The organism is Acidithiobacillus sp. 'AMD consortium', from assembly GCF_008926505.1.
Classification (GTDB): domain Bacteria; phylum Pseudomonadota; class Gammaproteobacteria; order Acidithiobacillales; family Acidithiobacillaceae; genus Acidithiobacillus; species Acidithiobacillus ferridurans.
On sequence record NZ_CP044411.1, the window covers coordinates 568,362 to 581,122 of the forward strand.

At 61.0% G+C, this 12,761-nt stretch carries 12 protein-coding genes and 1 tRNA gene; 10 read left to right on the plus strand and 3 right to left on the minus strand.

The genetic code is table 11. The features are described from left to right. Positions 1 to 8 precede the first annotated feature (8 nt). From F6A13_RS03075 to F6A13_RS03090, 4 genes are all read left to right on the plus strand, one after another. A complete protein-coding gene (locus tag F6A13_RS03075; RefSeq protein ID WP_113526814.1) occupies positions 9 to 398 on the plus strand; it encodes a Rid family detoxifying hydrolase in 390 nt (129 codons plus the stop codon). A 1-nt stretch (position 399) separates the two neighbouring features. Next, positions 400 to 615, plus strand: a complete 216-nt coding sequence (locus F6A13_RS03080; RefSeq protein WP_113526813.1) for a DUF1858 domain-containing protein — start codon at positions 400 to 402, stop codon at positions 613 to 615. Between the two features lies 1 nt (position 616). Beyond that, positions 617 to 2,671: an ATP-dependent DNA helicase RecG gene (gene recG / locus F6A13_RS03085; protein ID WP_126604973.1), complete on the plus strand. Its 2,055-nt coding sequence runs from the start codon at positions 617 to 619 to the stop codon at positions 2,669 to 2,671. Positions 2,672 to 2,763: 92 nt separating this feature from the next. Next, positions 2,764 to 3,609: a L,D-transpeptidase family protein gene (locus F6A13_RS03090; protein ID WP_126605699.1), complete on the plus strand. Its 846-nt coding sequence runs from the start codon at positions 2,764 to 2,766 to the stop codon at positions 3,607 to 3,609. A 10-nt stretch (positions 3,610 to 3,619) separates the two neighbouring features. Here F6A13_RS03090 and hemG read toward each other — a convergent pair whose 3' ends face one another. Together hemG and F6A13_RS03100 are read right to left on the minus strand one after the other, a co-directional pair. Then, positions 3,620 to 4,960: a protoporphyrinogen oxidase gene (hemG, locus tag F6A13_RS03095; RefSeq protein WP_126604975.1), complete on the minus strand. Its 1,341-nt coding sequence runs from the start codon at positions 4,958 to 4,960 to the stop codon at positions 3,620 to 3,622. A 4-nt stretch (positions 4,961 to 4,964) separates the two neighbouring features. After that, positions 4,965 to 6,008 carry an AI-2E family transporter gene (locus tag F6A13_RS03100; RefSeq protein ID WP_113526809.1) on the minus strand — a complete coding sequence of 348 codons (1,044 nt, stop codon included), beginning with the start codon at positions 6,006 to 6,008 and terminating at the stop codon, positions 4,965 to 4,967. Positions 6,009 to 6,167: 159 nt separating this feature from the next. Between F6A13_RS03100 and amrB the strand changes: the two genes are divergently transcribed. Genes amrB through amrS form a run of 3 tightly spaced genes read left to right on the plus strand, consistent with a single transcriptional unit; the run spans position 6,168 to position 8,662 of the window. Then, positions 6,168 to 6,995 (plus strand): AmmeMemoRadiSam system protein B, encoded by an 828-nt coding sequence (amrB, locus tag F6A13_RS03105; RefSeq protein ID WP_225981929.1) that lies wholly within the window; start codon positions 6,168 to 6,170, stop codon positions 6,993 to 6,995. Continuing rightward, complete coding sequence (gene amrA / locus F6A13_RS03110) at positions 6,976 to 7,584, plus strand: AmmeMemoRadiSam system protein A (RefSeq protein ID WP_126604977.1); 609 nt, start codon at positions 6,976 to 6,978, stop codon at positions 7,582 to 7,584. Before amrB ends, amrA begins: the two co-directional genes overlap by 20 nt. Beyond that, complete coding sequence (gene amrS / locus F6A13_RS03115; RefSeq protein ID WP_113526806.1) at positions 7,577 to 8,662, plus strand: AmmeMemoRadiSam system radical SAM enzyme; 1,086 nt, start codon at positions 7,577 to 7,579, stop codon at positions 8,660 to 8,662. Before amrA ends, amrS begins: the two co-directional genes overlap by 8 nt. A 7-nt stretch (positions 8,663 to 8,669) precedes the next feature. On the opposite strand, the gene F6A13_RS03120 is transcribed toward amrS, so the two are convergent. Then, positions 8,670 to 10,004 (minus strand): TolC family outer membrane protein, encoded by a 1,335-nt coding sequence (locus F6A13_RS03120; RefSeq protein ID WP_126604978.1) that lies wholly within the window; start codon positions 10,002 to 10,004, stop codon positions 8,670 to 8,672. A gap of 165 nt (positions 10,005 to 10,169) precedes the next feature. Here F6A13_RS03120 and pabB point away from each other — a divergent pair, with 165 nt between their 5' ends. From pabB to F6A13_RS03135, 3 genes are all read left to right on the plus strand, one after another. Beyond that, a complete protein-coding gene (gene pabB / locus F6A13_RS03125) occupies positions 10,170 to 11,558 on the plus strand; it encodes an aminodeoxychorismate synthase component I (RefSeq protein ID WP_126604980.1) in 1,389 nt (462 codons plus the stop codon). A 67-nt stretch (positions 11,559 to 11,625) separates the two neighbouring features. Next, entirely contained in the window at positions 11,626 to 12,612 is a 987-nt protein-coding gene (locus tag F6A13_RS03130; RefSeq protein WP_172959359.1) for a lysylphosphatidylglycerol synthase transmembrane domain-containing protein, read from the plus strand. A 12-nt stretch (positions 12,613 to 12,624) separates the two neighbouring features. After that, positions 12,625 to 12,700: transfer RNA gene (locus F6A13_RS03135), tRNA-Thr, on the plus strand. Positions 12,701 to 12,761 lie beyond the last annotated feature (61 nt).

The window sequence follows — 12,761 nt, forward strand, 5'->3', positions numbered from 1 at the left end:
TTCAATCCATGCCGGTACCAGTAGAAAGCAGTTCCGCACCCCAGGCGATCGGGGCCTACAGCCAGGGTATGATGCATGGCGGCCTGCTCTATCTCTCTGGCCAGATTCCCCTGGATCCCCGCACCGGGCAGATGGTGGAGGGCGACATCGCCCTGCAGATCCGGCAGGTGCTGGATAACCTGCAGGCGGTCTGCAATGCTGCGGGCGGACGTCTGCAGGATGCCATCAAGCTTCAAGTCTACCTCACGGATCTCGGCCATTTCGCACAGGTGAATCAGGCCATGGAGGCAGAGTTTTCCATACCCTATCCGGCACGGGCGGTGGTGCAGGTGGCCGCGCTGCCGCGAGGGGCGCAGGTGGAGATAGATGGCATCGTCGCCCTGGGCAAGGCGGGCTGAGATGGAACGCTCAGAAGCGCTCGCCCAGCCCATGCGCGTACTGCTGCAGGCGCATCCGGTTTTGGTTTCGCTGCTGGAGGAGCGCGGTATTCATTGCGGCGAGTGTTTTATTGCCGAGCGGGAAACCCTGGCGGGGGTAGTTACCATGCACCATGTCGACCTCGACGAACTTCTCGCAGAATGGGCACGTCGCGAGGCCCTGCCGCGCACGGAATAGCATGGCGGGAGTCAAGGCGGGACTGTATCTGCAAAGTTCCGTCTCGGCGTTACGGGGGGTCGGTCCGGCGCTGGTTTCGCGTCTGCAGCACATGGACCTGTGGCGGGTACAGGATGTCCTGTTCCATTTACCCAGCCGTTATCAGGACCGCCGCCATATTGCATCCATGGCGACGCTTCAGGCGGGCCAGGAGCGTGCGATACTGGGCGAGATCGTCCGTGTCGACCACCAGCGCGGAGGACGTGAACAATGGCTGGTGACGGTGAGCGATGGCAGCGGGTGTCTGCAGATCCGGCTTTTTCACATGGCACTGGCGTTGCGTGCGCAATGGCAGGTCGGGCGGCGGCTCTGGTGTTTCGGAGAGTTGCGCGGTGGTTTTCACGGCCTCGAAATGATCCACCCCGAATGGCAGATGGCGGATGTCCCGCAGTTTCAGGCGCCGCATCACCTCACCCCCTTTTATCCCAGCAGCGAGGGCATCACTCAGGCCCAGTGGCGACGCTGGATAGCGCACGCGCTGACTCTCCTCGATCAGCTTCCCGACTACCTTGAAAACCGGCTGCCTCCACAATGGCCCGGTTTGCGCGAGGGGCTGCGCCTGCTGCATGAAAGTGCAGACGAGATTCCCTCCCCGCAACATCCGGCGTGGCAGCGGCTGGCGTTGGAGGAACTGCTGGCGAATCATCTTGCGGTACGCCGGATGCGGCAATCGGGGATGATGCAGAACGCCCCTTGTCTGCGGAGTAAGGGGCAGATGTGGCAGCGTTTCCTGGCGCATTTGCCGTTTTCGCCCACCATGGCGCAGGAACGGGTGATTGCGGAGATCAATGCCGATCTGGCGCGTCACCGGCCCATGCGTCGTCTATTGCAAGGGGATGTAGGCTCCGGCAAGACCCTGGTCGCGGCGGCGGCGACGCTGACCGCGCTGGAGGCGGGATATCAGGTGGCGATGATGGCGCCGACCGAGATTCTCGCGGAGCAGCTCCATGCTCGGTTCCAGCAATGGCTGGAACCGCTGGGTCTGGAGGTGGGCTATCTGGTGGGCAGCCGTTCACCGCGTGTCCGTCGCGAGACGGCGGAAGCGCTTGCTGGTGGCCGCCTGAGCTTGGTGATCGGCACCCAGTCGCTGTTCCAGGAAGGGGTGGCGTTTGCATGCCTCGGACTGGTCATCATCGACGAGCAGCACCGCTTTGGCGTGGAGCAGCGCCGTCAGTTGCTGGAGAAGGGCGCCATGCCCCACCTGCTGGTCATGACCGCCACGCCGATTCCGCGAACCCTGGCGATGACGGTGCATGCGGATCTGGAGGTATCGGTGATCGACGCGCTGCCGCCGGGGCGCACCCCCGTGGAAACCCTGGTGATGCCGGACAGTCGTCGGCCCGAACTGATCGGCCGGATGCAACACATGCTGGAGGCGGGGCGGCAAATCTATTGGGTTTGTCCCCTGATCGAGGAGTCGGAGATTCTCGAATTACAGGCGGCGGAGGCAAGTGTTGCGGATCTGCAGGCGGCCTTGCCGGGCGTGGCCGTCGGTCTGATACACGGGCGCATGCGCAGCGCGGAAAAGGCGGAGGTGATGGCCGCGTTCCAGTCAGGCGCGGTACGCATTCTGGTGGCGACGACGGTGATCGAGGTGGGGGTGGATGTCCCTGGAGCCAGTCTCATGATCATCGAACATGCGGAGCGTCTGGGTCTGGCACAATTGCATCAGTTGCGTGGCCGGGTAGGGCGGGGCGCGCAGCGGAGCAGTTGTATTCTGCTCTATCATCCGCCCCTGAGTGGCAAGGCGCGGGAGCGTTTGCGGGTGATGCGCGAAACCTATGACGGTTTTTCCATTGCGCGCAAGGATCTGGAGTTGCGCGGGCCGGGCGAATACCTGGGTACGCGGCAGGCCGGCATCCTGCAGATGCGCGTTGCGAATATTCTGCGTGACGAAGCATTGCTGGCCATGGTTCCGGCATTGGCGGAACGCCTGCTGCAGGAAGACCCCGAGGCGGTGCAGGCCATAGTGCAGCGCTGGCTGGGGAACCGGGTGGACTACGGGCAGGTCGGATAGTGAAACTCTGTTAGAAAATCATGGATCTCGCGCCCGGACTTCGGGTATATTATGAAACGCCGTGAGTACGAGTATTGGGGAGAAGTAGGGTGATGCGCAAATTCGGGGTATGGGAATTGTCGGGGGCGGTGCTGGGTGTTCTGGGATTGGCGGGTTGCGCCACGACACCTGTGGCCACCGTGCCGGTGCACTCGGTAGCTTACTATGCCGCACAGATTCCCCCTCCGGTCGTTCAGCCGGTAGCGCCCGTGGTCTCTCCGGCAAGTCCCGCGCATGTGGTCCGGTCGGTGCATATTGTCATTTCGACCACTAGTCATTCCCTGAAAATCTTCAAGGGCGGTACCGTGCTGGCGACCTACCCGGTCGCCATCGGCTTCAATGGCGCAGCTCCCAAGCGGATGCGGGGGGATGATGTCACCCCCCTGGGACGTTATCGCATCGGCTGGGTCAGTCGGGGTACACGCTACGGCCCCTTCATGGGTTTGACCTACCCCAACCGGGAGAATGCGGAGTGGGGATTGCGGGAGGGCATTATCAACAAGGCGCAATATCGTGCCATTGTCGATGCCATCGACGCCGGGCAAACGCCGCCGCAAAATACCCCCCTGGGCGGTGAAATAGGCATTCACGGCATGGGCCCGCAATTTTCGGATGACCCACAGGGCAAGGTATTCCCCGGGCGCTGGACGGCTGGCTGCGTGGCGTTGTCCAACTGGGATGCACAGCAGATCGCCGCGCTGGTGCGGGTGGGGACACCCGTGGAAATCGTGGGGGACGCACATGGATTCCGGGGTGGTTTTGACCGGGTCAGCACGGGCTCCCGGTACAAGTCCAATGCCGCCTTCGATACCATGGCGACGCCGAGGGCCGTTGCGAAATCCCAGAATACCGCCATGGACACTCTGGTGTCAGCGCTCGCCCCGATCGCCGCACACTGATATCCCGGATTCAGTGCTGCCAGTGGGCGGCCTGACTGAACTCCCAGGCCTGTTCGATGCAATCTCCCAGGGCGACGCCCCCCTGCCAGTTGGCACGGAAGTGCAGCCCAGGGTGCCCGGCACTCAGGGTGTCGATCCGCTTCATCCGGTCCAGGTGTCCGACCTCGTATTGCGGGATGGCTTTCGGCCAGACCCAGCAGCGACTGAAAACGGGATCGCCACTGATCCCCAGCAGTGGGCCGATCTCGCGTAATACCGTTGCCAGCAGGTCGTCATCGTCCCGTCCGGCAAGGACATTCTGACTGCCACCGATAAAGGCCGTCAGCAATACCTGCCCCGCCGGTGCGCGCCCAGGGAAAAGGGTGGAGGAGAAAAGCACCCCCAGCGTTTCCAGCCCCATGACCCGCGGAATCAGCATGCCGAAGCCATCCAGTGGATGCCCTACCTGTGGGCGCTGAAAACCTATGGACAGGCTGCCTACGGCAGGATAAGGGATGGCGTCCAGTTCCCGGGCAAGCGTAGCGTCGGTTGGCGCGAGCAGTCTGGCCGCGGCGCCTGCGGGCAGGGCGAGAACGAGCCGTTTGCTTTGCCAGGTCTGGTTACCGCTGCCGACCTGCCACATATCGTCGCTATAGGCCAACTGGTCGACCGGAGTATCGCAGCGCAGCGTATCGCCGAGTGTGCCTGCAACCCGCAAAGGGAGGGCCTGCAGACCTTCGCGAAAGGACACGAGGCGGGTTTTGGGGGTGCCGGGCAATTTCTTCTTCCGGGCCCGCAGCGCACCGCGCAGGAGCGAGCCACCATCCTGCTCCAGCGCGGCCAGGCGAGGAAGAGTGGCCTGCACCGAAAGGCGTGCGGGATCGCCGGCGAAGACGCCGGAAACAAAAGGGTCAACCAGCCAGGTAAGGGCCTCTTCTCCGAGCCGTCGCCGGACGAAGTCGGCGATGCTTTCCTCGCCATCCGGCGTTCGATGCGGTGGCTGGAAGGGTTCGCCGAGGAGCCGCAGGCGACCGCGTATACTCAGTAGTCCGCCACCGAATAGCACGCCCGGTCCCAATGCGACGGGTTGCCGGTGGCGATTGAGGACATAGCGGCGCGCGGCGAGCGGGTTGGCTTCGACGATGTCTCCTTCCAATTGCAGTTCGCGGAGCCATTCTGGGACGATCCGGCCTTTGAGCATCAGCGAGTTGGGTCCCATATCCCGCAGGTAGCCCTCTTCCTGTCTGCTCTGCAGGTTGCCGCCGGGCGCGGCGCCGGCCTCCAGCAGCAAGGGCGACCAGCCTCGTTTACGCAGGAAATACGCCGTCGCCAGACCCGAAATGCCTCCGCCAATGATGATGACTTCTTCCATAGGGTTATGACTCCTTACCCAGATAATAAGGGCTCCGCACATACCAGCCGTGAAGGTGGCGGAGCAGGGCGATGAGGACGGCGGTCACCGGTAATGCAAGCAGCAGGCCGATGAAGCCGAAGAGTTCGCCGCCTGCCAGCACGGCGAAAATGACGGCGACCGGGTGCAGACCGATGCGGTCTCCCACCAGATAAGGGGTAAACACCATGCTTTCCAGTATCTGGCCGATGCCAAAGACGATCAGTACCCCGAGAATGGGCAAGAATGCGCCGGTCTGCACGTACATGGCGAGGGTGGCCATGGCTATGCCGCTCACGACGCCCAGATAGGGCACGAAACTGAGCAGTCCCGCCACCAGGCCGACGAGGATGGCGGTTTTCAGGCCGACGATACTGAGGCCGATCGCGTAACTGGCGCCGAGAGCCAGCATCACCAGGAGTTGTCCGCGTAAGAAGGCCATGAGCATGGCATCGGCGTCACCGGCCAGACGTCGGGAAAGCGGCAGATAGTGCGGTGGGATGAGTGCGGCAATACGGCCAATGAGGTGTGGCCAGTCGCGCAGCAGATAGAAGCCCAGCACCGGCACCAGAATGATACTGAGCACACTGCTGATCAGACCGGGACCGGAGCTCAACGCCATCTGGAGGCTGCGTCCCAGCCATCCCGCCAATTTTTGGGCATTGGCCGTGGCATAATGGGCGACGCTCTGACTGTCGAGCGGAATGCCGATCCGCGCGGAAAGTTGCGGGATGATCCGGGTTTGCAGGAGTTCCAGATACTGGCGCAGATATTCCACGAAGAGCAAAGATTGATGGCGGATCACGGGGAGCAGGGCCATGATGATCCCGGCCAGAACCAGAATGACGAGAACGAAAACCAGTGTCGTACCCCAGGTGCGATTGATCCGATATCGTTGCAGGCGGGTCACCAACGGGTTGCCGAGATAGGCGAGAATGCCGGCAATCAGAAAGGGGCTGAGAATGGGGGAGAGACGGTAGGCCAGCCAGCCCAGCAGGATCAGGATGGCCAGCACAAAAAATCGTTGCATCGTTCGCGAGGCTCCCCGGCCCGAATCTGATAATGGTCCGGCCAGAATACCCCACTATGGTCGGGCTTCGCCATGGGTAGGGCCCCTTGAAAAAACCTGTTCCCATCCAGATATATCTGGCATGCAGATATTGGCCGTATGGCGGCCGGGGGGTGTTTCGTGAAACTCGTCAGACCAGCAGCGGTGGCCGGTATGTTTTATCCTGGTAAGGCGGCCGTTTTGCGGGCCGAGGTGGAGCGTTTACTGGCCAGAGCTGAACAGGACGGTGAAGCGGCCGCTGCCCCATGGCCCAAGGCCATTATTGTCCCCCATGCGGGCTATATCTACTCGGGAACGGTGGCGGCTTCCGGTTACGCCCTGCTGGCCAAGGGGCGGGGGCATATCCGCCGGGTGGTGCTTCTGGGGCCGGCACATCGTCTGCCATTTCGCGGTCTCGCCCTGCCGGGTGTCCAGGCCATGCAAACGCCGCTAGGTATCGTCGCGGTGGATCAGGCGGGGGTGGAGGCACTGGCCGGATTGCCCGAGGTCCGGGAAATGCCGGCCGCGCACGCTCAGGAACATGCCCTGGAAGTACAATTGCCTTTTATCCAGGAGGTGCTGGGTGACGTTAGCGTCGTCCCGCTGGTGGTGGGAGATGCCCGTCCAGACGAAGTGGCCCAGGTTCTGGAGAAGCTCTGGGGTGGCGAGGAGACGGTCATCATTATCAGTTCCGATCTCTCTCATTATCATCCTTACGCCGAAGCCCGTGCCATAGACCACCATACGGTGGAGGAAATATTGCGCTTCGATCCCACGCCCATAGACCACGAACAGGCTTGCGGCGCCACGCCCATCAACGGCCTGCTCCGGGTCGCCCGCAAGCACCACTTGCACCCGCGTCTGGTGGGTCTGTGTAACTCGGGTGATACCGCAGGGCCGCGTGATTCGGTGGTGGGCTATGCCACAGTCGCTTTTTACGGAGAGAGCCATGACCACGCAGGAACGTGACGAAAAGACCGGCGGGGTGCCGCCGGAAGCCGGAAAAACTTTGTTGCGCCTGGCTCGTGACACCATTGCCGGGGCGTTGGGTTTGCCCGCCGAGTTTGCTGCTGTGCCGGACTGGGCACAGCAGCCCGGTGCGACTTTCGTGACGCTCACTGAATCACAGGGTTTGCGGGGCTGCATCGGCAGCCTGCAAGCCCACCGGCCTATCGCCGAAGACCTGCGCGCCAATGCCCTGGCGGCGGCCTTCGAGGACCCGCGTTTCCCGCCGCTGAGTGTGTCGGAATGGTCACAGGTGCGAGTGGAAGTTTCATTACTCTCTTCGTTGCAACCCATGCATTTTGACAGTGAGGAGAGTCTGTTGGCGCAAATTGAACCCCATCGGCATGGGTTGGTTCTCACTTATGGTGCGCGTCGTGGCACCTTCCTTCCCCAGGTGTGGGAACAGCTTCCCCAGCCACGGGAGTTTCTGCGGGCGCTCAAACGCAAGGCTGGTTTGCCTGCAGATTTCTGGGCCGGCGAAATGGAAGTGCATTGGTATACGGTGGAAAAATGGCGTGAAGAGCAGACGCCAAAGGGGAAGGGCAATGGATAAGGAAACACTTATAATGCATCCGGGCCGCTACTGGCACCAACTTGCCGATGGGCGCATTCAGTGTGACCTCTGTCCGCGCGACTGTCGTCTGCAGGAAGGGCAACGCGGGGCCTGTTTCGTGCGGATGCGGGAAGGCAATACCATGGTCCTCACCACCTATGGCCGCTCCTCGGGTTTTTGTATTGACCCCATCGAGAAAAAACCCCTGAATCATTTTTACCCGGGCAGCAGTGTGCTCTCCTTCGGTACTGCGGGTTGCAACCTGGCCTGCAAGTTTTGCCAGAACTGGGATATTTCCAAGTCCCGCGAGATGGACCGGCTCCAGGACCAGGCCAGCCCCGCGGGCATCGCGGCAACCGCCCGGTCGTTGGACGTCAAAAGTGTGGCCTTTACCTATAATGACCCGGTTATTTTTGCCGAATACGCCATGGATACAGCAGATGCCTGCCATGCCGTCGGCATCAAGACCGTTGCCGTTACCGCCGGTTATATCCATGCGCAGCCGCGGGCGGAGTTTTTCGCCAAAATGGATGCAACCAATGTCGACCTCAAGGCCTTTACCGACGAATTCTACTTCAAACTGACCGGAGCGCATCTGGCCCCGGTGCTGGAAACGCTGGAGTATATCGTCAAGGAAACCCGGACCTGGCTGGAGATCACCACGCTGCTTATTCCGGGCCACAACGACTCGGAGGCGGAAATCCGTGCGGCGGCAGAATGGATGATGGGGCATCTGGGTCCCGACGTACCGCTTCATTTTTCTGCTTTCCATCCCGATTACCGGATGCCAGATGTGCCTGCCACACCGGCGGATACCCTGGTGCGGGCACGCCGCGTGGCCATGGAGACGGGATTGCATTACGTCTATACCGGCAATGTACATGACCAGGAGGGTGATACCACTTTTTGTCCCGGATGCGGGTCGGCATTGATCGTCCGCGACTGGTACCAGATATTGTCGTATCACCTGACTCCGGAGGGCCATTGCCCGCACTGCGGGCACCCTATTGCCGGGCATTTCGAGGCCAAGCCGGGGAGTTTCGGGCGCAAACGCATTCCTTTGCGCATCGGGGCCTGACGGCTGACTACGGGTTTGCGCCCCTGTCCAGCAAGGCATTTATGGCTTCCAGGTCTGCCATATTGATCTGGCCGGATGCGGCCTTGAGCTGTATGCGCGCTATAATCTGGTTATAGAACGCCACATTGTAGTCCTGCTCGGCGCGGATGTAGTCCGTGGCTGTTTGCAGCAGGTCGATGATGGAGCGGGTACCCACCTCATAGCCCTTGCGCGTACCTTCCAGGGAAACCTTGGCCGAGGCGACGCTCTCCCGGGTGGCGTACAGTTGGGCCACGCTGTCCTTCAGATTGAGGAAGGCGGTCTGGGTATTGAGCGTGACTTCGTCGCGGACATTGGCGACGTGATCAACGCTGGCGATGGTCTGTGCCTGTGCCTGCTGTACGGAGGCAGAGGTGTGTCCGCCCTGATAGAAGGGTACGGAGAGGTTGAGGCTCACACCGGCCTGATTGATGGCTATACCGGGAAAAGGATTACCCAGGGAGTGTTGTGCGATACCCTGAAGATCCACCACCGGCCAGCGCGCACGGCGGTTATATTCGACCTGATCCTGCGCGGTTTGTAACTGTGCTTCCGCCTGATGCATGAGCGGCTGATCTTTGATGGCGCTCTGCACCCAGCTGGTCATATCGTCGGGCTGAGGACCCATGGCCACATAATGCCCCAGGTTGTCGAGCACGCCGATGGGATGATGGGTGAGCCGTTGCAGGCGGCGTTGGGCAATGGCGACCCCGTTGCGGGCCTTGATAAGATCGGCTTTGGCGGCATCAAGGCGGGCTTGTGCCTCACGCACGGCAATGATATCTCCGGTGCCGATCTTCAGTGTGGCGTCCGTCTGTTTGTAAATGCTTTCGAACAGTGATTTCTGTTTTTCGGCAACGTATTCCTGAGCCTGGGCCTCCAGTACACCGAAGTAGGCCTGAGCCACCTGCAAAGCCAGTTGTTGCTCGGTGTAGGTGAGCGCCGCTGCGCTGGCCTGAATTTTGGTGTCGGCCTGCCTGAGCGCCGTCCACGCCTGACCATCAAAAACGGATTGGGTAATATTGACGCTGTAGCTGTCCGACAGGTACGCGTGATTGATGGGTTCCGCACCAAAGCCGGTGATGTCGGCCGTGTTGAAGCCAACGCCAGCACCGGCACCCACATGAGGGAGCAGGGCAGAACGGGCGAGGGGTTTGTCCTGCATCTGTGCCGACAGTTCGGCGCGAGCCTGCGCCAGGAGGGGGTCCGTCCGGTAAGCCTGCTGATAGGCCTCGACGAGGCTTTCCGCCCAGGCGGGCGTCGTGCCCAGAATCAATGTCACCATGAGAAGCGAAAGACGTGGGGATAGACGATCTGCGCGCATGGGAATGACCCTGTTATGACAGTAAGCCTACAAGATACTGACCGATCGGTCAGCCGTCAAGGGAGGATCCCGCAGTCATGCGCCTCGATGCCGCATCCGGGAATGGGCAAAATGGCGCTTCTCCCTTATGCTGATGCTCCCGTTTCAGTGGATTCTGCGCAGCTTATGCCTCACTCTGTTCTAACCCGACGTGCGGTGCCCTATCCCGAGAATGCCGCCACAGTGTTTGCGTCGCTAGCCTCAACGCCCTGGTCCTTCTTTCTGGATAGTAGTGCGACGGCGTCGCCGCAGGGGCGTTACAGTATGCTGGTGACGGCACCGCGCCGGCGTCTGTGGCAAGAGGCGGGGCGGCTTTGGATTGTCGATGAGGATGGCCCCGCGCGGCGCTCGGCGCTTTCGCTCTGGGAGGCGTTGCGCGAGTCTATGACGAGGCTTCCCGATGCCGCTTCTCTGCCTGCGGAACTACCTTTTGCGGGCGGAGCTCTGGGTTACCTGGCCTATGATTTCGGGCTGGCAGGGCAGGGTATTCCGCCGCCTCCCGCACCGTCTCTTCCTGAAGCGGCCTTCGGTATTTACGATACTACGCTGCTGGTCGACCATCATGGGCGTAAGGCCTGGCTTTGTGCGCCCGAAGACCGGATGGTGCAGGCCCTCGCGGAGTGGCAGCCACGCCTGGCTTGCAGGAAGGTATACCCCCACGATCCGTTCTTCCAGGTGCGAGGACCGGTACGGCAGATTTGGAGCCGCAGCGAATATGCCGCGGCTTTTGCCCGGGTGTATGCCTATATCCAGGCCGGTGACTGCTATCAGGTGAATCTGGCTCAACCCTTTGTAGCCTCGTACGCAGGCTCGCCATGGTCGCTTTACCAGCGTCTGCGAACGGTCAATCCGGCACCTTTTTCTGCATATTTGTCCCTGCCGCAGGGCGCGGTGCTGAGTTTTTCCCCGGAACGGCTGCTGCAGGTTCAAAAAGATCGTTTGCAGGTCCGGCCCATCAAAGGGACGCGCCCGCGTCTGAAGGATCGGCAGGACGACCAACAGATGGCGCAAGCACTTTTGGCCAGCCCCAAGGATCGTGCCGAGAACTTGATGATTGTCGATCTGTTGCGCAACGATCTGGGGCGGGTGGCAGCGACCGGCTCGGTGCAGGTGCCGCAACTCTGCGCGCTCGAATCTTACGCCCACGTTCATCATCTGGTCAGTGTGGTAGAGGCGCGGTTGGCGTCGGGACAGGATGCCTTGAGTGCGCTGGAGGCCTGCTTTCCGGGGGGATCCATTACCGGCGCTCCCAAACGCCGGGCCATGGAAATCATCGCGGAACTGGAAGCCGGGGCGCGTGGCCTGTATTGCGGGAGTATTGGTTATTTGGATCAGCGCGGAGGCCTGGATATGAATATTGCCATTCGCAGTATGACGGCTGTCCGGGGGGATTTACGCTTCTGGGCGGGAGGCGGCATCGTCGCAGATTCTGATCCCGATGCGGAGTATCAGGAGACGCTGGATAAGGTGGCTGTATTTCATCGCGAGCTTGCCGCATTGGCAGGAGAGGGATGAGGATATTTGTCATAGTGGCCCCATCTGGCATAGAGTCGCTCCCAGCCTTGACTGCAAAAAGCGGAACATGTCCAAAGAAAACAAAAAACATCATACCCATTGGCAACTTTTGCTGCAGATCGTCTTTACGGTTGGCATCCTGTTTTGGCTCCTACATAACACCAACTGGCAGGAACTGAGTCAGCGCTTTGCGGATATGCGCCCGCTCTGGTTCGTGGCGGCCGTGTTGTCCTACGCCATGAATCTGTCGGTATCCGCCATACGCTGGCGCATCATTCTCACGGCAATGGAGCGCTCCGCACCCATGCTCTGGCTGCTGCGGCTGAATTGGGTGGGTGCCTATTTCAATCAGATACTGCCGGGGTCTGTGTCCGGTGACGTGCTCCGCGCCTGGTACACCCGCCACCAGACCCACTCCATGCCGCTGGCGCTGGCCGCGGTATTCGGAGACCGCTTCATGGGTTTGGGGGCGCTGATTGCCATCGCTGCCGTCGCCTTTGTGCTGGGCGGTGCGCGGGTGGGATTGTTGCCGCAGATGGGTTGGACGATCGGGATTCTGGTCATTGCTTACGTCCTGATTGTATTTTTGATTCTGAGCCCATTGCTCAACTTTCTGGAAAAGTTTGCGGGTAAGTTGGGTGAAAAGCTGCACGACATCCGTCTCGGCATGGGCGCGCTGCTGCGTCATCGCCTGGCCCTCAGCGGCACGATTGTGCTCTCCTTTGTGGTGCAATTTTTTTCCATCCTGACTTTCTGGCTGCTTGCCCGTGCCCTGGGCGAAGCCCCCGACGCCGTGGCGGTCTGGGTGGTCTGGCCGGTGATCAGCCTTTTTCTGGCCTTACCCATCTCTTTTGCGGGCTGGGGGCTGCGTGAGGGGCTGATGGTGTTTTACCTGTCTTACCTGCACATGGGGCATGAACAGGCACTGGCGCTCTCGCTTTTGCTGGGCTTCACCGTCGTGCTGACCAGCCTGCCGGGTGCGCTGCTCTGGATCGGGCTGCACCGCCACCATCAGGCGCCGCCAGATTTGAAAATGCCGCCCGCCTCGCGTTAAACTGCGCCTCTTGCTGGCGTAGCTCAGTCGGTAGAGCTACTGATTTGTAATCAGTGGGTCGGGGGTTCGATTCCTCTCGCCAGCACCATACAAAACAAAGCGTTATGACATTTTAGCTTAGTATTTTTAGCTTAAGTTGACTTTCAGGG